This is a genomic window from Massilia sp. LC238, assembly GCF_000735635.1.
Taxonomy (GTDB): Bacteria; Pseudomonadota; Gammaproteobacteria; order Burkholderiales; family Burkholderiaceae_D; genus Telluria; species Telluria varians.
Map to the genome: position 1 here is coordinate 1 of NZ_JNNN01000023.1, position 22215 is coordinate 22215.

The 22215-nt window shown below is 68.7% G+C and carries 14 protein-coding genes; 6 read left to right on the forward strand and 8 right to left on the reverse strand.

The features are described from left to right. Window positions 1-47 precede the first annotated feature (47 nt). The 4 genes from FG94_RS04960 to FG94_RS04975 all read left to right on the forward strand — a co-directional run bounded on the left by FG94_RS04960 (window position 48) and on the right by FG94_RS04975 (window position 7582). Window positions 48-1133, forward strand: coding sequence for an RNA-guided endonuclease InsQ/TnpB family protein (locus tag FG94_RS04960; protein WP_373964695.1), 1086 nt, complete (start codon window positions 48-50; stop codon window positions 1131-1133). Window positions 1134-1440: 307 nt separating this feature from the next. Then, on the forward strand, window positions 1441-4248 hold the full coding sequence (locus tag FG94_RS25800) for a PAS domain S-box protein (protein ID WP_161783939.1): 2808 nt from the start codon (window positions 1441-1443) through the stop codon (window positions 4246-4248). A 91-nt stretch (window positions 4249-4339) separates the two neighbouring features. Further along, entirely contained in the window at window positions 4340-6598 is a 2259-nt protein-coding gene (locus tag FG94_RS25805; protein WP_051996206.1) for an ATP-binding protein, read from the forward strand. 33 nt (window positions 6599-6631) lie between these two features. Then, window positions 6632-7582, forward strand: a complete 951-nt coding sequence (locus FG94_RS04975) for a 2-hydroxyacid dehydrogenase (RefSeq protein ID WP_036207892.1) — start codon at window positions 6632-6634, stop codon at window positions 7580-7582. Between the two features lie 3 nt (window positions 7583-7585). On the opposite strand, the gene FG94_RS04980 is transcribed toward FG94_RS04975, so the two are convergent. The 7 genes from FG94_RS04980 to FG94_RS05010 all read right to left on the reverse strand — a co-directional run bounded on the left by FG94_RS04980 (window position 7586) and on the right by FG94_RS05010 (window position 16709). Next, complete coding sequence (locus tag FG94_RS04980; RefSeq protein ID WP_036207894.1) at window positions 7586-8560, reverse strand: glycoside hydrolase family 43 protein; 975 nt, start codon at window positions 8558-8560, stop codon at window positions 7586-7588. 9 nt (window positions 8561-8569) lie between these two features. Next, window positions 8570-11371: a TonB-dependent receptor gene (locus FG94_RS04985; protein ID WP_161783940.1), complete on the reverse strand. Its 2802-nt coding sequence runs from the start codon at window positions 11369-11371 to the stop codon at window positions 8570-8572. A 142-nt stretch (window positions 11372-11513) separates the two neighbouring features. Next, window positions 11514-12530: a LacI family DNA-binding transcriptional regulator gene (locus tag FG94_RS04990; RefSeq protein ID WP_036207900.1), complete on the reverse strand. Its 1017-nt coding sequence runs from the start codon at window positions 12528-12530 to the stop codon at window positions 11514-11516. A gap of 29 nt (window positions 12531-12559) precedes the next feature. After that, window positions 12560-13666 (reverse strand): ABC transporter ATP-binding protein, encoded by a 1107-nt coding sequence (locus FG94_RS04995; protein WP_036207903.1) that lies wholly within the window; start codon window positions 13664-13666, stop codon window positions 12560-12562. Window positions 13667-13690: 24 nt separating this feature from the next. Beyond that, the gene (locus tag FG94_RS05000) at window positions 13691-14524 is read right to left on the reverse strand and encodes a carbohydrate ABC transporter permease (protein WP_051996208.1); all 834 of its coding nucleotides are present in this window, start codon (window positions 14522-14524) and stop codon (window positions 13691-13693) included. Next, window positions 14521-15405, reverse strand: a complete 885-nt coding sequence (locus FG94_RS05005; RefSeq protein ID WP_036207905.1) for a carbohydrate ABC transporter permease — start codon at window positions 15403-15405, stop codon at window positions 14521-14523. Before FG94_RS05005 ends, FG94_RS05000 begins: the two co-directional genes overlap by 4 nt. 8 nt (window positions 15406-15413) lie before the next feature. Further along, a complete protein-coding gene (locus tag FG94_RS05010; protein WP_229445860.1) occupies window positions 15414-16709 on the reverse strand; it encodes an extracellular solute-binding protein in 1296 nt (431 codons plus the stop codon). Between the two features lie 135 nt (window positions 16710-16844). Between FG94_RS05010 and FG94_RS05015 the strand changes: the two genes are divergently transcribed. Next, complete coding sequence (locus FG94_RS05015; protein WP_036207908.1) at window positions 16845-17846, forward strand: DMT family transporter; 1002 nt, start codon at window positions 16845-16847, stop codon at window positions 17844-17846. Here the strand turns inward: FG94_RS05015 and FG94_RS05020 are convergent. Next, on the reverse strand, window positions 17769-19583 hold the full coding sequence (locus FG94_RS05020) for a family 43 glycosylhydrolase (protein WP_051996210.1): 1815 nt from the start codon (window positions 19581-19583) through the stop codon (window positions 17769-17771). The genes FG94_RS05015 and FG94_RS05020 overlap by 78 nt on opposite strands. 316 nt (window positions 19584-19899) lie before the next feature. Between FG94_RS05020 and FG94_RS05025 the strand changes: the two genes are divergently transcribed. Beyond that, window positions 19900-22164, forward strand: coding sequence for a TonB-dependent receptor (locus FG94_RS05025; RefSeq protein ID WP_036207911.1), 2265 nt, complete (start codon window positions 19900-19902; stop codon window positions 22162-22164). Window positions 22165-22215: the final 51 nt, after the last annotated feature.

Consider the following 22215-nt stretch of genomic DNA (forward strand, 5'->3'; position numbering starts at 1 on the left):
CGGGAAAGGCTGGTTAGCCTCCTGAAAGACGAACGGCCCGGCCGCAAATGCGACCGGGCCGTCAAGGCAGCGCCGAAGCGCTATGCCGTTCGAAAGGTCAAGAAGCTACCTTAACTGAACGGCATTACCGCTGCCGCGATGCGTTCTACCTGGCCAATGACAAGTTCCGGATCAAGGGAAGCACTGCCGTGCTGCCACGGGTCGGCCAGGTGGCGCTGCGCGAAGCGCTGCGATGGCCCGGGCGCATCCTGGGCGCCAGCGTCGCGCGCCAGGCGGACCACTGGTTCTTGTGCCTCCAGGTCGAGGTGCCCGACCCGGCGGCGCGCCTGCCGCGCACCGGCCACGGTATCACCGGCGTCGACCTCGGCGTGAGCGCCGCCGCCACCCTCGCCAGCGGCGAGAAGATCGCGGCGCCGCGTCCCCTCAAGGCCGCGCTGCGGCGCCTGCGCATCCGCAGCCGGCGCCTGTCGCGCAAGCTGGAGGCCGCAAAGGCACTGGCCGGGATCGCGGGGCGGATCCTGAAAGGCACACGGCTGCCCGTGTCGAAGAACCGCACCAAGGGAGCGAAGGCGCTGGCGCGCCTGCAAGCCCGTATCGCGCGGGTGCGCCAGGATTTCACCCACAAGCTCACGACGCGCCTGTGCCGCGAAAACCAAGCGGTGGCGATCGAGGACCTGAACGTGGGCGGCATGCTGGCCAACGCCAGGCTAGCCCGCGCGATCTCGGATGTCGGCTTTTACGAGGTCCGTCGCCAGCTGCTGTACAAGGCTACGCGCTACGGCACCCTGATCGTGCTGGCCGAGCGCTGGTATCCGTCCAGCAAGCTCTGTTCGGGCTGCGGGGCACGCAACGCCGCCCTGGCCCTGGGCGAGCGCGCCTGGACATGCGCCGGCTGCGGCGCGTACCACGACCGCGACGTCAACGCGGCCATCAATTTGCAACGGCTCGCCACCGGCGCCCTCGCGGCGGCAACGGCGCTACCCGTGGCGAGTCCGGCGGCGACGCCGGGCACTGCCGCCGGCCAGGTGCCGGCGGGAGGCGGGAAAGTCACGCCTGTCAGGCACGAGCACGGTCAGCAGGACGGCTCGGGGCAGGAAGAAAACGCTGCACACTTTTGTGCACGTTTTTGCTAGCAGTGGTTCGACAGCGTGTTCAAGCTCGCTTGGGCGGCCGGCAAGTCAGGCCGACTTGCGGGCAAGCGAGCTTTCGCGGCAGTGGACCGCCAGCAGCGCCCTTGATTACCGCCCTGGCGGCCTGCGCAGATGAACGCGGCCACCGCCGCGGTATCGACTGAACAAGGTCCGGGCGCTGACACGAAAAGTTGTCTATACGAGTGTCGTAATTTCGCTTGGGCTGGGCAGTTTCCGCACGGAAATGGTTATACTCCGCCCGTGGCCAGCAGGCCCGCATCCCACCAGCAGCGGCTGCGCCGCGACATTCTTGACTACCTTGGATAATTCCACCTCCTCGCCGGACGGGCTGGCCGCGCTCGCCGAAGAGAATTCGGCCCTGATCGATAACGCGCTCGACCTGATGGTCGTGTTCGACCCGGACGGGCGCGTGCTGCGCGTGAACGCCGCGGCGCGCGCCCTGCTCGGCTACGAGCCGTGCGAGCTCGTCGGCCTGCATTTCAATGACCTGATCCATCCGGAGCAGCACGCGCAAGCGCTCCATATCGAGGACGGCCTGCGGACCAGGGATCCGGCGCGCCCCGACATCGTGGTGCGCCTGCGGCGCAGGGATGGCCGCGAGATCCAGCTGTCGGTCGCCGCCCGCTGGTCGGAAGCGCACCAGCGCACCTTCGTCATCGCGCGCGACGTCACCGGCCAGCAGGAGGCGCGCGCCGCGCTGGAGCGTTCCGAAGCGGCGCTCAACAGCATGCTGGAGAGCATCGGCGATGCCTTTTTCGCCATCGACAGCGACTGGCGCCTCACCTATGCCAACCAGAAGGCAGGCGACTTCGTCGGCGTCGACGCGGCCGGCGCCATCGGGCATCCCCTGCTGGAGATCGCCCCGGAACTGCTGCAGTCCGACAGCTTGTCACGCTACCAACTGGCGATGGCGACCCGCCAGCCGGATACCTTCGAGACCTTCTGGGTGCCGCGCCAGGTCTGGCTCGAAGTGCGCGTGTATCCGCATGCGGACGGCATCTCGGTCTACTTCCACGAGATCACCGCCAGGCGCGAGGCCGAACACCGGCTGCGCAAGAGCGAGCAGCGGTTCCGCAAGCTGTTCAACCAGGCCGGCGACAGCATCATGATCGTCGACGGCGCGCTGCGCATCGTCGCGGTCAACGACCAGGCCTGCGCCCGCTTCGGTTACCGCCGCGAGGAGTTCCAGGGCATGCTCGCCACCGACATCAACTTCGGCTTCACGGAAGGGCGCGCGCTCCTGGCCGGCCTGCGCGCCGGCCAGGCCCAGTTGCTGCGCACCGACAAGCGCTGCAAGGATGGCAGCGTGTTCCCGGCGGAAGTGCAGATCTCGCGCTTCGACGACGAAGGCGAGGAATTCTTCCTGGCCGTGATCCGCGACCTCAGCGACCGCGCCGAGGCCGAGCGCCAGCTGCGCGAGAGCGAGCAGCGCTTTCGCGAGGTCATCGAGATGACCCCCGCAGGCTACCTGCTGGCCAGCCGCGACGGTCTGCTCCTGGACGTGAACCCGGCACTGTGCGCGCTGTCGGGCTACCCGCGCGAGATGCTGCTCGGCTTGCGCCTGGCCGAGCTGTTCGTGTCCTTTCCGCTGGCCTCCCTGGAAACCGGGGACGAGCGCCCCGCCACGGTGCAGGGCGTGGAGGCCGTGCTGCGGCACCGCCATGGCGTCGACATCCACGTGCTGTTCAACGGTACCATCAAGCGCGACGCCAACGGGCGCGCGCTGTCGCTCACCGGCTTGATGACCGACATCACCGGACGCAAGGCGGCCGAGAGCCGCCTGCAGGAACTGGCCACCCACGACACCCTGACCGGCCTGCCCAACCGCGCCCTGCTCGGCGAGCGCGTCCAGCAGATGCTCGATGCCTGTCCCTACGGGTCGCAGGTCGCGGTGATGTTCCTCGACCTCGACCGCTTCAAGGAAGTCAACGACTCCTTCGGCCACGAGATGGGCGACGTGCTGCTGTGCGAAGTCGCCGCCCGCCTGCGCCGGGTGATCCGACCGACCGACATCATCGCCCGCCTCGGCGGCGACGAGTTCGTGGTGGCCGCGCATTGCGCCAGCGGCCAGAAGGCCGCGGCCAGTATCGCCGACAAGCTGCTCGACCTGCTCACCGCGCCGGTCAAGATCGGTGGCATCGACGTGATCGTCGGCGCCTCGATCGGCATCAGCATGTACCCGCAGGATGCCCAGACCCGCGAAATCCTGTTCCAGACCGCCGATACCGCGATGTACCGCGCCAAGAACGCCGGCCGCAACCGCTACCGCTTCTTCGAGCCGGAAATGACGGTGGCCACCCAGGCGCGCATGGCGCTCGAGGTCTCGCTGCGCCCGGCGCTGGCGCGCGGCGAGTTCGAACTGCACTACCAGCCGCGCTACGCGCTGTGCGCGGCCAGCCCGGGCGGGATCGCCCTGTACGGCATGGAGGCGCTGGTGCGCTGGAACCACCCCGAGCGCGGCCAGGTCCCGCCGCAGCAGTTCATCGGGATCGCCGAGGAGACCGGGCTGATCGTGGGCATCGGACGCTGGGTGCTGGAAGAAGCCTGTCTGCGCACGCGCGAGTTAATGAAAGAAAGCGGGCGCAAGATGGTGGTGTCGGTCAACGTGTCGGCGCGCCAGCTGGCCCAGGCGGCGTTTGCCGCCGAGGTGCGCGAGATCCTGGCGAGAACCGGCCTGAAGCCCGACTGCCTCGAGCTCGAGCTGACCGAAAGCGCCCTGATCGAGGACATTGAGCACACCGCCGCGGTGCTGCGCGAACTCAAGCGTCTCGGCGTCAAGCTCGCGGTCGACGATTTCGGTACCGGCTATTCGAGCCTGGCCTACCTGCGCCGTTTCCCGATCGACGTGCTCAAGCTCGACCGCTCCTTCCTGATGCAGCAGGACGAGAACGTGGCCACGGTCGACTTCGTGAAGGCTTTCGTCGACATGGCGCACGCGCTCGGCATGGCCGTGGTGGCCGAAGGCGTCGAGACCGCCGAGGTGCTGGCCTTCCTGCGCGCGGCGCATTGCGACCAGGCCCAGGGCTACTACCTGGCGCGTCCGATGCCGCTGGCGCGGCTGCGGGCCCTGGTCGGCGGGCACGCCGGCGCCGCATGAACGCACCGGGGCAATTTTCCGGCCAACAAGACGGACAAGGTATGATGGCAATTCCCCACCACTGCTGCTGCGCAGCTCCGGAATCGACGACATGAACAGGACCGCCGGCAGTACCCGGATCTCCACCCAACTGATGCTCGTGTTCGCGGCGCTGGCCCTGGCGATCGTGCTGGTGCTGGCCCTGGTCCTGAACCGGCTCGCGACCGAACGATCGGAAGACGAGCTCGGACACCAGTTCGCGGAAATCGCCCTCCAGACCACCGACAAGCTCGACCGCACCCTGTTCGAGCGCTACCGCGAAGTGCGCCTGCTGTCGATCCAGGCCGGGCTCGCAGGCGGAGGCCTCGACGTGGCAGCCAAGCGCCGCTTCCTCGAGGAGATGCAGAAGACCTATCCCTACTACGCCTGGCTCGGCATCACCGACCCCGACGGCCGGGTGCTGGTCTCCGCCAACCGCCTGCTGGAAGGCGCGGACGTGTCGGCGCGACCCTGGTATGCCAACGCCTTCAAGGGCAAGCACCTGACCGACGTGCACGAGGCTGTGCTGCTCAGCAAACTCCTTCAGCCCGCCGGCGGCGAGCCGATGCGCTTCATCGACATCGCCTTTCCCTACCGCGACGCGGCGGGCCGGGTGGCGGGCGTCCTGGGCGCCCACCTCAGCATCGACTGGGCGCGCGACATCGAGCAGTCGGTCATGCGCCCGCTCCTGACCCGGCGCCGCCTCGAGGCGCTGGTGGTGGGGCCGGAGATGAACGTCATCATCGGTCCCGCGCAAATGGTCGGCACGCGCCTGGTCCCTGGCGGCAAGGGCCTGGCAGGCACCGGGCAGAACGGCTACGCGGTCGAGAGCTTCGGCGACGGCAAGACCTACCTGGTGGGCTACAGCCGCAGCCAGGGCCATAGTTTCGCGCCCGGACTCGACTGGACCGTGCTGGTGCGCCAGGAAGCCAGCGAGGCCTATGCGCCGATCGCCGAGTTCCGGCGCCAGGTGATCGGCATCGGCCTGGTGATCGCGCTGCTGGCGGCGCTGCTCGCCGCGCTGCTGGCGCGGCGCATCTCTCAGCCGCTGGGCGTGCTGGCCGAGACGGCGCGCCGCATCGAAGCCGGCGAGATCCAGGACATCGAGGACGTGCGCGGCGGCTACCGCGAGATCGGCATGCTGCGTATCGCGCTGCGCTCCCTGATCGTCAAGCTGCAGGCCAACGAAGGCGCCATGCGCCAGGCCGCGCGCCGCAAGGACGAATTCCTGGCGACGCTCGCGCACGAACTGCGCAACCCGCTGGCGCCGATCTCGGTCGCCGCCGAACTGCTGTCGCTGGCGCCGCCCGACGCCGCCCAGCAAAAGCGCTACGGCGCCATGATCGGGCGCCAGGTACGCCACATGACCGACATGATCGACGACCTGCTCGACGTCGCGCGCGTCACGCGCGGCGAGATCAAGCTGGACCGGCGCCCCACCAGCCTGCAGGAAGTGGTGGCGGAAGCGGTCGAACAGGTGATGCCGCTGGTGAGCTCCAAGAAGCACCTGCTGGCGCAGGCGATCGCGCCGGCGCCGGTCCTGGTGCCGGGCGACCGCACCCGGCTGGTGCAGGTGGTCGCGAACCTGCTGAACAATGCGGCCAAGTATACGCCCGAGGGCGGGCGCATCGACCTGGTCCTGTCGATCGACGGCGGCCGCGCCCGCCTCAGGGTGCGCGACAACGGCATCGGCATGTCGGCCGACCTGATCGAGCACGCCTTCGAACTGTTTACCCAGGAAACCCGCAAGACCGACCTGAGCCTGGGCGGCCTGGGCGTCGGCCTGGCGCTGTCGAAGCAGCTCGTGACCCTGCACGAAGGCGAACTGACGGTCAGGAGCGCCGGCCAGGGCATGGGCAGCGAATTCACCGTGTCGCTGCCCTTGTTGGACGAATTTGCGCCTCCCTCCACGCCCGGGCAAGCGCGGCCGGCGCCTGCCGAGGCCCCGCCAGGCGGCCTGGTGCTGATCGTGGACGACAATACCGACGCGGCCGACACTCTCGGCCTGCTGGCTTGCTCGCTCGGCCACGAGGTTTTGGTCGAATACGGCCCGCTGGCGGCGCTGGAACGCGCGCGCCTCCGCCCACCCCGGATCTGCCTGCTGGACATCGGGATGCCGGTCATGGACGGCTACGAACTCGCCGGCCGCCTGCGCGCCCTGCCCGGAATGCGCGATGCACTGCTGGTTGCCGTCACCGGCTACAGCCAGGAGGACGACCGCAGGCGTGCGCTGGGGGCGGGCTTCGACGAGCATCTCGCCAAGCCGGTCGACATCGAGCGCCTGAGCGCCCTGCTGGCGGCACGGTCGCGGCCGGCGGCGGAAACGGTGTAGGATGCGCCAGGTGCACATTTGGACAGGAAGGCGATGAAACCGGAAATCGCGGTGCTTGGAAACGTATGGCCAGACGCAGCCTTGTCTGCGCTGGCGCTTGAATTCACTTGCCATGTGATCGGACGCATGTCGCCCGCCGAGCAGGCGCGCTTCTTCGACGGCGCAGCGAGCCGCGTGCGCGCGGTGCTCACCAGCGGCACCGTCGGCATCGATGCAGCCACCGCGGCGCGCTTCCCCGGTCTCGAGATCGTGGCCGTGCACGGGGTCGGGCTGGATGCCGTCGACCTGCCGGCGATGGCGGCGCGCGGCGTCGTCGTCACCAATACGCCGGACGTGCTGACCGAGGACGTGGCCGACCTCGCAGTGACCCTGCTGCTCACGGCGTCGCGGCGCCTGCTCCAGCTCGACCGCTACGTGCGCGCCGGCCACTGGCCGGAGAAACGCCCCTTGCTGCCCTCGCGCAGCCTGCGCGGCAAGACCGCCGGCATCTACGGCTACGGCCGTATCGGCCAGGCCGTCGCCAGCCGCCTGCGTGGCTTCGGCATCGATATCCGCTATTTCCAGCGCAGCGAAGGGCCGGAGCCACGGCTGCGCAGCGCCTCGCTGCGGGAACTGGCCGGCGCCAGCGACTACCTGGTGGTGTGCACGCCGGGCGGGCCTGACACCCGGCATGCCGTCGACGCGGCGGTGCTCGAGGCGCTCGGACCGGAAGGCATCCTGGTCAATATCGCACGCGGCAGCGTGGTCGACGAAGTGGCGCTGGTCGAGGCGCTGTCCTCCGGGCGCCTGGGCGCGGCCGCGCTCGACGTTTTCGAGGACGAGCCGCAGGTGCCGGCGGCCCTGTGCGCCCTCGACAGCACGGTGCTGAGCCCGCACGTCGGCAGCCTCACGGTCGAGGCGCGCCTGGCGATGCGCACGCTGTGCTTCGACAACCTGCGCGCGCACTTCGCGGGTAGGCGAGTCCTGAGCCCGGTGTTGGCCTGAGCGCTACAACACCAGTCCCGCCGGCGCCGGCTGGCGCGTAAAGGTTGGCCCCGCCGTGGTCGGGCGGCCGCCGTCCCACACCAGGCGGTCGATGCACATGCGCCGCCCCGTCATGGCGGTGTCCCAGGCGTGGTACACGATCCAGTCCTGGCTGCCGTCCGGCGAGGTGGTGAAGGAATTGTGGCCCGGGCCGATCACGTTCCCGGGGCGCGAACGCATCAGGAGGGCCTCGTCGCTGCCCTCGGGCCGGGTGAATGGCCCCAGCGGATGGTCCGCCACCACGTAGCTGAGCCCATAGTTTTCCTTTTCCCAGGCGCCGCCGCTGTAGAAGCAGTAGTACTTGCCGCCGTGGATCAGCACCGAGGCGCCCTCCACCGTGTGCCAGTCGTAGACGGCGTCGTACATCGCCCGCTGCTTCTTGAACAGGTGCCAGTCGGCGTGCGGGCGCGCCACCGTGCGCGGCTCGCCCGCCAGGCGGTCCATCCTTGCCAGGCGGTCGACCACGATGCCGGTGCCGATGCGGTGGTCGTCCTCCAGGTCGAGGAAGTCGACGCAGTAGTACAGATACCACTGGCCGTCCTTGTCACGGAACGGATGGGCGTCGATCGAGAATTGCAGGTTCGGCACCAGCAGCACCCCCTGGTCGACGAATGGACCGACCGGATTGTCGGCCACCGCCACCCGTAGCTTCTGGTGCTTGCCCTCGACGTCGCCGCGCGAGTAATACATCCAGAACTTGCCCTCGCTAAAAGCCACTTCCGGCGCCCAGAAGTGGTCATTGCCCGGATCGGCCGGCGCCGAGATCGCATAGCCGGCGCGATGCCAGTCGACCAGGTCGTTCGACACCAGCACCGGAAAGCGCCCGCCGCCGGGGCCGTCGGGGGCGGTGCCGTAGGCGTAGTAGCGGCCTTCGTGCTTGAGCACGAAGGGGTCCGCCATGATCTCCGGATAGACCGGGTTACAGTAAGTCTTCAGCATCGGGCCCCCTTACATTTGATAGCGCAGGCTCAGGCCATAGGTGGTCGGGTTGTAGCGGATGTCGCGCGGACGGATCGGGTCGCCCAGGTAGCTCTCGTAACGCTCTTTAGTGAGGTTGATCGCGTCGAAGTTCAGCGTCAGGTTCGGCGTGATCGCGTAGCCCAGGCTCAGGTCGACGTAGGTCGAGGCCTTGACGATGCGGTCCTGGCCGAAGCGCGGCTCGGCGATCTGCTCGACGTACTTGCCGCGCAGGGTCGCCGCCAGGCGGCCGGTCCAGCCGCCGTATTCGTAGAGCAGCGCGAAGTTGTAGCTGCTCTTCGCCACGTCGATGAGCGGCGTGGTGCGGTACTCCCCGGCCGCGTTGCGGGTCTGGTTCTCGCCGTCGGTCCAGGTGTAGTTGAACTGCGCACCCAGGCCGCTCCAGGCGCCCGGCAGGAAGTCGAAGAATTTCTGGATCCCGAATTCGGCGCCCTTGAGCTTGCCCTTGCCCGAATTCTGCGGACGCGTCACCCGGTAGTTGACGCCGTTGATGGTTTCGTTCCCCTCCATGCGCTGCAGGTAGCCGTCGATATCGCGGTGGAACAGGGCGATCTGGGCGAAGCCGTTGTCCTCGAAATAGTACTCGAGCGTGGCGTCGCTGTTGATCGATTCGGTCGGCGAGAGCTGCGGATTGCCCGCCGAGCCCGTGCCCGGCGCATTCACGGTCGGCGGAATCAGCGACAGCGCAGGGTTCAGGTCGGTGAATGCCGGCCGGGTGATGGTCTTGCCGATGCTGATGTGCGACTGAAGGCGATCGGTCCAGTTCAGCACGGCCGACACGTTCGGCAGGAAATTGGTTTCGTCGCTGTCCTCGTTGATCGGGGTGATGGTGTCGCCCACGCGCAGGTTGCCTTCCAGCTTGCGGTCGACCTTGACCAGGCGCCCGCCGACGTTGCCGGTCACGTCGACCGAGCCCAGCTGCGCCTTCCAGCGCGCGCCCAGGTGCAAGGTGGCGGTCCGCTCGCGCTGCTCGAACAGGCGCATCGGGTCGTCCGCCACGCGGCCGGCCGGCTGGCCATAGAAGGCGCGCACCTGGTCGGCCTGGTCGATCAGGAAGTCGCGCGAGGGGGTGTACCACGGGCCACCCAGGCGGTCCAGGCCCGGCACCAGGCTCTGGAAGGACGGGCCGAGCGCCGCCACCGGCGACGGGCGTACGCCGCCCGGCAGGTCGTTGGCGCGTTCGCCGCCGTGGAAACTCACGTCGCGGTTGGACAAGCGGATGCCGCCGGTCAGCGCGGTGATGAAACCGTCACCCAGGCGGTACACGGCGTCGGTCCGGAACTGGGTCTGCTTGCCGCGCGACTCGCCCCAGTTCTGCACCATGCCGCGCAGGACGAACTGGTTGGGGTCGCGCAGCGCATTGCTGCTGGTGGGGGTGGTGATCGCGTTGTAGCCGCCATGGCCGTCGCGGCCGTAGGTGTAGACCGAGGAGCTGGCGCCCGGGATCTGCTGGTCGACGATCACGGTGTCGTTGACGTAGTCCGAACGGCTGAAGGCCAGGTTGCTGTCCACCGACAGTGGGCCCTCCCGGTACTTGGCGGCGAAATTCAGGTAGTGGGTGGCAGTGTGCTCCTTCACGCCCCAGGTGCTGGTGGCGGTGTACGGGTCCCAATCGTAGGGGCCGCCGAAGCGGGCGGCGGGCGCGCTGGCGGCCTGGATCGGGCAGATCACGCCGGCCGGGGTGTTGCAGTAGTCGCCCTGCGGCGCCAGCACCACGTTGGTCAGGCGCGGCGTCCAGGTCGCGATATTGAGGATGTAGTCGACTTCGTTCCTGGTGCCGTAGCCGGTGCCCAGGTACTGGGCGGACACCTCTGTCTGGGGATTGACTTTCCACTGGAGCGCGGCATGGACGCTGCCGCGCTCGCGGTCGCCCGCGTTGTAGATGCCGCCGATGTTGGGCAGCTCGCCCAGCCGGTCGCCCGGGCGCAGCGGCGCGATCGGCTGGTCGTCGTTCAGGCGGGTGGCGGTGCCGTCCTGGCTGACGGAGAAGATGCGGTCGGGCCGGTCGACCCACTGCACCGGCATGGCCCAGTTTTCCTTGTTGTAGGCGACGTCGACCAGCACGCCGATCTCGCCGACCCCGGTCGCCCAGCGCTTGCTCATCAGGATGCCGCCGCCCGGATTGGTCTTTTCCTTGCGTGCTTCGCTGCCCTCGACATACTGGCGCCGCCCCTCCAGGAAGCCGCTGACGGTATAGCCTTTGAAGTCGAAAGGCGCGCGCAGGCGGACGTTGACGGCGCCGGCGATGCCGCCCTCGAACTGGTTGGCGGTGGCCGACTTGTACACGTCCAGCCCGGCGATCGACTGCACCGGCAGGTCCTGGTAGGACAGGCGCCGGCCGGTGCCGGTAAAGATCTCGTTGCCCTCGAAGGTGGTGGCCACGTCCGGCAGGCCGCGGATGATCACGCTGCTGGTCTCGCCGCGGTCGCGGCCCACCTGCACGCCGGCGATGCGCTGCAGGGCGTCGCCGGCGGCGCGGTCGGGGAACTTGCCGATGTCGTCGGCGTTGATCGAGTCCACCACCTGCTCGCTGTCGCGCTTGATCTGCTCGGCGGAGCGGATGCTGCTGCGGATGCCCGCCACCGTCACCGTGGCGATGCCGCCACCGGCCGGAGCGGGCGCCGCCGCGGTGCTGTCGGCGGTCGGCTGGCTGGCCTGGTCCGACTGGGACTGGTCAGTGTTCCGGGTCGTTTCCTGGGCGGCGGCGAAGCCGATGTGGGCGCTCAACAGCATGACGGCCGCGCAGACTGGCCGGACTTTCAAGGTGCTCATCGAGGTCTCCTGGGTCGATGGCCGTGCCTGCGTCCTGGGGCGGACGGGCCGGCCGATATTCGTGTCGTTATTAGTCATAATTTATGACCAATATGACAAAAGCTATCCGATTTCGCACCGCGATGGCGCACTCGAGACCGCTTCAGAACAGGCCGCGCGAGGCCACCGATTCGCGCGCCACCAGAGGGCAATCCATCTTCATGGAGGTACGCCGGGCGATGCCGCCGTGCAGTTGCGCAATCAAATTTTCTGCTGCCCAGCGCCCCATTTCGTAGTTTGGTAACAACACTGTGGTGAGCGGAGGCTGGGTATAGCGGGCGATATCCTGGTCGTCGTAGCCGACCACCGACACCTGAGCCGGCACGTCCATGCCCAGTTCGCGCACCGCCTCGATGGCGCCGACGGCCATCAGGTCGTTGGCGCAGAACAGCGCGCTCGGCGGATCGGGCAAGGCCAGCAGCGCCTGGGCGTGCGCGTGGCCGCTGCTCACCTGCCAGTCCCCTTCCCGTACCAGTTGCGCGTCGAACGGGATGTCGCGGCTCGACAGGGCCTGGCGGTAGCCTTTCAGGCGTTCGGCGGCGGCCTCGATCCAGCCTTCGCCGTTGATGAAGCCGATGCGCCGGTGGCCGGCCTCGATCAGGTGCATGGTGGCGGCATAGCCGCCCAGTACCTCGCTCGGCACCACCGAGGAGAACTGGCGCTCGCGCCTTTCCTTCTGGTGGCAGTTCAGGAGCACGGTCGGCACCTGCGCCAGCAGCGCCGGCACCGTCACCGCGCGCGTGAAGATGGTGGCGTAGACCACGCCCAGCAGCGCGGGGTCAAGCAGCACGCGGGCCAGGATCGCCCCTTCGTACTCCGGATCGTTGCGGGTGGCGTACACCGAGAGCAGGCAGTCGTGCTCCCAGGCGCCGTCGCGGGCGCCGTCGATGGTGGTCATCGCATGCGGGCTGGTGGACAGTTCGTCGGTGAGGTAGACCACCAGGTTGCGGGCCTGGGCCGGCGCAGGATGGCCCAGGCGCTCCACCGGATAGCCGATTTCGCGCGCGATGCGCAGCACCTTGTTGCGCGTCGCGCTCGATACCTTGGCGCCGCTCATGTGGTTGATCACCAGCGACACGGTGGACTGCGACACCCCGGCCAGCTTGGCGATGTCGGTCATGGTGGGCCGCCGCGTGCGGCTCGGATCGCTCATGCCGGCAGGGGCGCGCGCGGCAGCGCGGCGCCGTCGGCATCGAACAGGTGGCCGTGGCCCGGCTCGAAGGCGAGCGTGACGCGCTCGCCGCGCCCGGGGCACGCGCTGTCGGGGCGGCACTTGAGCGCGACCATCTCCGCCAGGCCCTGGACCTGGGCGTAGACGATGGTGGAGTCGCCCAGGTATTCGACCAGGGCCACCGTGGCGGGAATGCCGCCCCCATCGATTCCTTCCAGGCGCAGGTGTTCGGGGCGCACCCCCAGCGTCACGGGAGCGCCGGGCGCGGCGCGCCCCGCATCCGCTGCCACGTCGACGAGTGTGCCGCCGGCCAGGCGCACGTGCACCGCCGGCCCCTCCTCGCCCGCCAGCATCCCCGGCAGGAAGTTCATGCGCGGCGAGCCGAGGAAACCGGCCACGAACCGGTTGGCTGGACGCTCGTACAGCTCCAGGGGCGTGCCGGCCTGCTCGATGCGGCCGCCGTTGAACACCACGATCTTCTGGCCCAGGGTCATGGCCTCGACCTGGTCGTGGGTCACGTAGATCATGGTGGCGCCCAGTTCCCGGTGCAGGCGCGCCAGTTCGACCCGGGTCTGGCCGCGCAGCGCCGCATCCAGGTTGGACAGCGGCTCGTCGAACAGGAAGACCTCGGGTTTGCGCACGATGGCGCGCCCGATCGCGACGCGCTGGCGCTGGCCGCCCGACAGCGCCTTGGGCCGGCGCTCGAGCAGGTGGCCGATCTGCAGGATCTCGGCCGCGCGCCCGACCCGCTCGGCGATCTCCGCGCGCGGCACGCCGGCCAGCTTGAGGGCGAAGCCCATGTTCTCGGCCACCGTCATGTGCGGGTACAGCGCATAGCTCTGGAACACCATGGCGATGCCGCGCCTGGACGGCTCGACGTCGTTGCAGACCCGTCCGCCGATTTCCACCGTGCCGGAACTGACGTCTTCCAGGCCCGCGACGATGCGCAGCAGGGTCGACTTGCCGCAGCCCGAGGGACCGACCAGCACCACGAACTCGCCGTCGGCGATGTCCAGGTCGACGCCCTTGATGACCAGGTTGTCCTCATACTGTTTCGTGATGCCCTGCAGGCGCACTGATGACATGGATTCTCCGCTTGATTACCAAACCTACCCTTTTAATCCCGTGGCCGCCAGGAAGCCGTGCGTGACGCGGCGCTGGAACAGCACGTACGCGAGCGCCACCGGCAGCGCGCCGATCAGCGCCGCCGCCATCAGCTGGGCGTAGCGCACCCCGAAGGCGTCGTAGGTCTGGGTCAGGCCCAGCGGGATGGTCATCATGTCGTTCGAGGTGACGATGATGAAGGGCCACAGGAAGTTGTTCCAGGCGCCGATGAAGGTGACGATCGCCATCGCCCACACGATGTTCCCCGATACCGGCAGGTACACGCTCCACAGGATGCGCAAGGGGCCGGCGCCGTCCATCACGGCCGCTTCGCGAAAATCGGCGGGAATGGCGTCGAAGAACTGCTTGAACACGTAGATCACCACCGGCGCCACCACCTGGGGCAGCACGATGCCGGCGTAGCTGTTGATCAGGCCGAGCTGGTTCATCATCCGGAACAGCGGCACCAAGAGCGCCTCGAAAGGCACCAGGAAGGCCAGCATGGTGATGGCGAACACCAGGCCGCGCCCCCTGAAGCGCAGCTGGGAAAAGGCATAGGCCGCCATCAGGGACAGCGCCATGGTCACGATCGTCACCAGGAGCGCCACCAGGGCGCTGTTGAACAGCCAGCGCCCGACGTTGCCGGCGGCGAGCACCTTGGCGAAGGCTTCCAGGGTCCAGTCCTGCGGCAGCCAGTGGAATACGGCGGACACCGTTTCGTGCTCGGGCCGCAGCGCGGTGCTCATGGCCCACAATAGCGGCGCCACCCACATCGCCGCCAGCAGCAGCGCCGCAAGCGCCCCGATCACGGTCCACCCCATGTTTCCGCGCGCCTTCATGCATCCCTCCGCGCCAGCCAGCGCACGAAGCCGGCCTGGGCCAGCGACAGCGCGATCACGATCGCCACGAAAGCCACCGCGATGGCGGCCGCGTACCCCGCATCGCTCTGGGTGAAGGCGGTCTCGTACATGTAGTGCAGGGTGACCCGGGTGGTGTTGAACGGTCCGCCGGTGGTCATGATGTAGGTCTGGCCGAAGATCTTCATCGAGGCGATCAGCTGCAGCACCAGCGCCATCCCGACCACCGGGCGCAGCGCCGGCCAGGTGATGGTGCGAAACAGGGTGAAGCCGCGCGCGCCGTCCAGGCTGGCGGCCTCGTACAGTTCGGCCGGGATGTTGCGCAGGCCGGCCAGGAACATCAGCATGTTGAAGCCCACGGTCCACCAGATGGTGCCGATGGCGACCATCGGCATGGCCCAGGTCAGGTCGGCGAACCAGGCGCGCTGCATGCCGAGCACGTAGTTCACTACCCCCGACGACGGCTGCAGCATCCAGTCGGCGATCAGGGTCATGACCGAGATCGGCAGCACATAGGGCAGGAAGAAGGCGCCCTGCAGCCAGCCGCTCGCCCGGGTGAAGCGGTTCACCAGCAGCGCCATGAGCAGGCCGAGGGCGGTCAGCGGAATCACCGTCAGCAGCGCGAAGTAGAAGGTGTTGCCGACCGCGGCCCAGAACGAGGGGTCCTGCACCAGCGTGACGTAGTTGTCGATGCCGATGAAGGCATTGGTGCGCGTCAGGCTGCTCTCCGTCAGGCTCATGTAGAAGGTATCGAGCGCCGGCAGGAAAAAGAACAGCAGGAAGGCGAGCGCGAAGGGTGCCAGCAGCATCGCCGCCGGCAATCCATCGCCGCGCCTGGCCTGGGTCGAACGGGCAGATGCCATGCTGGCTCCTAATAGCGCGGCGGGCGCTTCTTGATCATGCGCGCCGCCTCGGTTTCGAACATGCGCAGGGCCTGCGCTGGCGTGAGCTGCGACGACAGCGCCGCCGGCAGGTACTTCGAGGCCATCGCCTCGAGCGGCCCGGCCGCCCCCATGTACCAGGCGTCCGGGTCATAGATCACGTGGCGCGGCACGTCTGCATACAACCGGTTCGGCATCAGGGCCTGGGCAGCGGGCGACTCCGCCACCGGCCGGTAGGCCAGCACGTGCCCGCCCTCGGCCCAGCCGAACGAGTTCTTGCTCACGAACGCAATGAAGCGCATCACGGCGCGCTCTTTTTCCGGCGACATGGGCCGCCCCTCGTTGGCGGGAATGGCGAAGGCGTGCGAATCGGCCCAGACGCTGTCGTTGCCGTACATGCGCGGCAGCGGGACGATGCCGTATTCGAAGCCGAGGGTGCCGCTTCTCGTTGCGCGCACCATCTCCGGCACCTCCCACACGCCGTTGATCATGAAGCCGGCGTTGCCGCCCATGAACTGGCTGGTGGAGGCCGCGTAGTCCAGGCCCGGCTGGGCGTATCCCTGCTGGAACCAGCGCGCCACGCGCGCCAGCGAATCGGCGCCCACCGGGCCGTAGGCGAAGCGCCCGTTCTGGATCAGAGGCGCGTTGCGCTGCGCCAGCATCGAGATCCACAGGCGCCAGATCGCATAGGAACTCTGGCTGCTTTCCATCGTCATGCCGGGCCGCCCGGTGGCCTGGCGCACCGCGCGGAAGGCGTCGTCCAGCGCGTCGATGCCCTGGATCGGCTTGAGCGCGCCGGACGCGTCGAGCAGGCCGGCCTGTCCGACCAGCGTCTTGTTGTAGTACAGGACCAGCGGATGCAGGTCGAGCGGGATCGCATAGGTGCGGCCCAGGTGCTGGGATTTCTGCCACTGGCGCGGATAGAAGTCGCCCGGGTGCAAGCCGCTTGCCGCCAGCGCCGAGGGAGCGATCGGGCGCAGCACGCCGCCGCCGGCCAGGTTGGTCATGCGCGACAGGTGCACGGTGGCGATGTCCGGCCCGGCGCCGACCACCGACGAGGTGATCAGCTTGGTGTAGAAGGGTTCGCCCCACTTGAGCGTGGTGCTGGTGACGCGCACCTCGCGCTGGCTGGCATTGAAACGCTCGACCAGCGCCGACATGCGCGCGCCGTCGCCGCCGCTCAGCAGCGTCCACATGCGCACCTCGATCTGCGCTTTGGCGGACGTGGGCGCGCACAGGGCGCATGCGATCGCCGCGCCGGCGAGGCGCACCGTGAATGAGGTCAAGCCTGTCTCCTGGGTCGTTCTCGTTGGGGTGCCACTGTTTTTATCATTAATACTAGCAAATAATTATTAACAAGGGCTGTCCTGTAGGCATCAGACCCGAGGGTGTAGAATCCTTGCTTTGCTTGTGGGTCGGGTATGTGGATCGGAGTGTTGTGCGGCCTGCTGGCCGGGGCGATGTGGGGCCTGGTGTTCATCGTGCCGGAGATGCTGGGCGCCTTCTCGCCGCTGGAGCTGGCGGTCGGCCGCTACCTCGCCTATGGCGCGATGGCCTTCGCCCTGCTGCTGCCGCGCCTGAAGTCCCTGTTCGCCACCCTCGTCCCCGCCGACTATGCGGCGCTGGTGCGGCATGCGCTGGCCGGGAACATCGTGTACTACATGCTGCTCGCGGCAGGCGTGAAGTACGCCGGCCTTGCTCCGACCTCGCTCATCATCGGCATGGTGCCGGTGGTGGTGACGCTGCTGGGCCGCAAGGACCACGGCGCCCTGCCGCTTCGGCGCCTGGCGCTGCCGCTGCTGCTGGTGGCCGCGGGCATCGCCTGCATCAATGTCGACAGCTTCCTGCATGCCGGCCCGGCGGCGTCCGCGGGCGAGATCGCGCTGGGCGTGGCCTGCGCCGCCGGCGCCCTCCTGTGCTGGAGCTGGTACGCCCTCGACAACGCGCGCTACCTGAAGCGCAATCCGCAATTCTCCAGCGCCCAGTGGTCGGCGCTGTACGGGCTGTCCACCGGCGTGATCGCCCTCCTCATCGGCGCCGCCAGCTGGCTGTTCTCCGAGCCGGTTCCGGCCACGCCCGCGCGCGACTGGCAGCTGTTCTGGACCTGCAATGCCCTGCTGGCGCTGGGCGCCTCGGTGATCGGCAACCAGCTGTGGAACGTCGCGAGCCGCCGCGTGGCGGTCACCCTGTCCGGCCAGCTGATCCTGTTCGAGACCCTGTTCGCCCTGCTCTACGGCTTCCTGTACCGCGCCCAGGGCCCGCGCGCCCTGGAGCTGGCGGCGATCGTGCTGCTCGTCGCGGGCGTGACCTGGTCGGTGCACGCCCATGCCGGCAAGCGGGACGCGTCAGGGCGGGAGGCGCTCGACCCGGACTTCGCCGAAGATGACGGCATGGCCGGCGCCGCCCATCGCCACCAGACCTAGCCGGAGCTTGCTGCCCAGGCGGTGGGTCCAGGTGCTGCCGCCCACCCAGTTCCCGCCTTCTGCCATCGACCAGGCGGTATAGCGTTCTTCCTTCCCCGCGCGCCGGATGTCGATGCGCAGCCAGGTCCACTCGCCCGGCGTCCCCGCCACCGTGTTGCCGTAGCGTGGATAGCCGCGCTCCACCGGCGCCAGTTCCTTGCCGAATTCCACCTGGCGCAGCCCGTCGTGGGCCAGCTCCACCAGCTTGACGTAGTTGTCGTCGTCGCGCATCACGACCAGGCCGCCCTGTACCGGCCTGGCGCAGCAGTCGAGCGGCGCATCGAGCCGGATGCGCGCCACGATGCGCAGGTCGCCCTCGGGCAGCGCCGTGGCCAGTACCGCAGCGGTGTTGGTGTCCACGTGCAGGTCGGTCTGCCGGGTGGCCATGCGCAGGCCCGGGTGGCCGGTGGACCAGCTGCCGGCGGCCTGCGGACGGATCCAGCTCCAGCGCGGGTCGAGCCGCGCCCCGTCGAAGCGCTCCGTCCAGAGCCGCGTCGCCGCCGTGGGCGATGCGGCCGGCACGGGCGGCGCTGCCGCGGCCTGTCCGGCCACGATGCTTGGCGCGCGCTGCGGCGTGTCCGACGGGCCCGCGCCGCGGTTGATCAGCGGCCAGCCGTCCACCCAGTCGATCCGGTCGAGCAGCAGCGGGCGGCGGGTCAGCTTGTCCTCGACGCTGAAATAGCTCTGGTTGCGGTCGACCGCATGGTAGAAGGTCCACCACTGGCCGGCCGCGTCCTGGAACACGGTATTGTGGCCGGGGCCCACCCAGCGGTTGCCGTTCTGGGCCAGCACCGGCGTGCCGCCCACGCGCGCGGCTGCCATGTCGTTTCCTTCGCGGTCGAGGAAAGGCCCCTCGGGACTGGTGGCGCGGCCGACAAAGAGGGCATAGCCGGTCAAGGGTCCGCGGCAGCAGTCGGTGCTCGAGGCGAACAGGTACCAGTAGTTGCCGGCCTTGACCACCTCGGCGCCCTCGTAGCGGTTGGCGGCGCCGATCCGCACCGGGTCGCCCTCGACCCGCAGGCCGTCCTTCGAGAGGCGCTGCACGAACAGCCCGCCGCCATAGCTGCCGTAGTACAGGAAGCGGTCGCCCTGGTCGTCCTCGACCACGTCGGGGTCGAAGGTCCAGTGGAAGTTGCAGCCGGCGCCGGCGCGGCGCGGCGGCACCACCAGGCGCTCTGCGGGGCGCCAGGGTCCGGCCGGCGAAGCGCTGGTGGCGACCGCGATCCCGCTGTCCGACTCGCAGCCCTTTTCCGGACTGTGGCGGTCGGCCACGTCGGTGACGGTGAAGTACAGGTAATAGCTGCCGTTCTGGTACACCGGCTCCGGCGCCCACAGGCCGGACTTCGGCCCGGCCAGGCCAGGCGGGCGCTGGTCGAAGGAATCGCGCACGAAATACCAGTTGACCAGGTCCACCGAGCGGTAGACCGGCATCATCCGGAACTTCCAGCCGCTGCCCTCGCGCTCCTTGCGGCTGACCGGGTCCATGGTGCAGTACATGTACCACACTGTCGGAGAGGAGGTGCGGTCGCGCAGCAGGGACGGGTCGGCGCAGCTTTCGGCCAGGCTGCCGTCGGCCAGGCGCAGCGGCAAGGGGTTGGTGTAGGTCGCCGGTTGCGTGGCCGGCTGGGCGGCTGCGCCGGCTGCGCCGGCAGCGGCCAGCAGCAGTGCCCCTGCCCATCCTGGAAGGAAGCGTGTCATGCAGTCTCCTCGTCATACGCCGCGCGGAGGGCGCCTATGTTGTTGACCGAAAATTAAGCCAAAACAAGCGTCCTGTGGCGCACGCGTGGCGCCGGGGCCGGGCCCGGCATTGTCGACTTTGCCATGCCCGGTCCCCGAGCGTTGTAGCCGCCTGCTATTTTCGTTCAATTACGTTTTGTAGGACTATTGCCCGTGGTCACTCCCTGCTAGACTTCCGGAGCTGCATCCCTCAGTGCAAAATAAATTGCCATAATAGAACAATAGGGATGCAAGGCGGCATGATCCGCCAACTAGAAAAACCTAGGGGAAGTCCTTCATGACAGTAAAGCAGGTCCGTCCGGCACAGAAGTTGCTGGCCGTCGCAGTATCGGGTATTGCCTGGGGTCTGGGCTATGCCCACGCCGTCCAGGCGCAGGAAGCGCCAGCCATCCAGGAACAGAACAACGCCGTCCCGGAGGTCGTGGTCACGGCGCAGCGCACCGTCTCCACCGCCTCGCGCACCCCGGTCGCCATGAGCGTGCTCCAGGGTGAGCAGCTGCGCGAACTCGGCGCCGACAATCCGGCATCGCTGGGCGCGCGCCTGCCGAACGTGCACGTCGACCAGGCCTTCTCGGGCCTGCGCGTGACCATCCGTGGCATCAGCAACAACGACACCACCGACAAGGGCGACCCGTCGGCCGCCTTCATGCAGGACGGCGTGTACATCGCGCGCCCTGCCGGCCAGGCCGCCAATTTCCTCGACGTCGACCGCATCGAAGTGCTGCGCGGACCGCAGGGCACGCTGTATGGCCGCAACACCACGGCCGGCTTGGTGAACGTGATCTCGAACGCACCGACCGCCCAGCTGGAAGGCCGCGTCGCTCTCGAGGCGGGCAGCTACGGCAACCGCAAGCTCGAAGGCGTGATCAACGTTCCGGTGAACGATGGCCTGGCCCTGCGCGCCGCCGTCAGCACCCGCAAGCAGGACCCCTTCCTGCGCAACGGCCAGGGCACGCGCTTCAAGCCCGGCATGGACCGCGACGACCGCGATGCGCGCCTGAGCGCCAAGCTGGCGCTCGGCCGCGACGCCGCCCTGCTGCTGCGTTATGACCATAGCGAAGCCACCAACAACAACGACCGCTTCGTCCCGGACACCAATTTCTACACCGGTGTCGCCGCCGGCGCCCCAAGCTGGCGCGACACTTCTACCGACGAACGCCTGAGCATAGGCTTTCGCCCGGCGAACATCGCCCCGGTGCAGGGCATGCAGGACCGCCGCGCGCGCGGCCTGCTGGCCGACCTGAGCTGGAACCTGGGCCCGGCCACCCTCTACTACCTCGGTTCGCGCCGCGAACTCGACCAGCAGATGGTGAACAACTATTATTACCGGATCTCCCCGGCCATCGCGCTCGGCGTGATCAACAGCTACGATGGAGCCAACACCCAGGATTCGCACGAGCTGCGCCTGGCCACCAGGGGCAGCGGTCCGCTCAGCGCCCAGGGCGGCCTGTATTACTTCAGCGAAGAATCCGACACCCGCTACGCCTTCCAGGGCCTGCGCCCGGTCGGCCTGCCGCCGTATTACGCCTTCCCGCTGGTGACCGAGGCCGCCAGCCGCGCGGTGTTCGGGCAAGTCACCTGGCGCGCCGGCGAGAGCCTGCGCCTGAGCGCCGGCGCGCGCCGCACCCTCGACCACAAGTGGCGTGTCGGTTCGACCGACTTCCAGCAGGGCCCGGCCTTCAATGCGGCCACCGACCGCCGCTTGCTGAACGCCGCCGACCTGTCGACCGCGCGCACCACCTGGCGCCTGGGCGCGGAATTCGACCTCGCCCCATCCACCCTGGCCTACCTGAGCCTGGCGACCGGCTACAAGGCCGGGGCCTTCAACGACGGCTGCGTGGCCGGCACCTCCGCCCTCGGCATCCCCTGCCCGGCAGCCGCCGCGGTCACGCCCGAGTTCCTGTACTACCAGCCGGAAGAACTGCGTGCCTGGGAAGCCGGCCTGAAGTCGCGCCTGCTCGGCGGCCGCCTGACGGTCAATGCCAGCGCCTTCCACTATGACTACACCAACCTGCAGCTCACCGGCAATGCGATCGTCGCCGGCGCCCCGCGCCTGCTGACCCGCAACGCCGGCGCCGCGCGCAGCCGCGGCATCGAGCTCGACGGCGAGCTGCGCGTCGGCAGCGGCGGCCGCCTCCGGTACGGCCTGACCCTGCTCGACGCCCGTTACGTCAGCTACATGGCGACACCGACCGTGTCCTGGGCCGGGCACAAGCTGGACCGGGCGCCGAGCCATGTGTTCACGCTCGGCTACCAGCAGCGCTTCCCCCTGGCCGGCGGCCAGCTCACCGGCGGCCTGTTCGCACGCGCCAGCGGCGAGTACGTGCTGGCGGTCCCGAGCCAGCTCTTGACCTACCGCGTGCCTTCGCATACCAGCACCGACGCCACGCTGGCGTGGGCGCCGGCGGGCAGCAGCTGGAGCATCCTGGCGCGCGTGCGCAATATCGAGAACAAGGTGCGGCCGTCGATCATCGACAGCTTCGGCATGACCACGCCGACCGCGCCGCGCACCGCCGACCTGCGTCTCGACCTGCGTTTCTGAGGAAAGGCCGGACACCCGTCCGGCCTTTTTTTTGTGAACCACTCGCTGGAG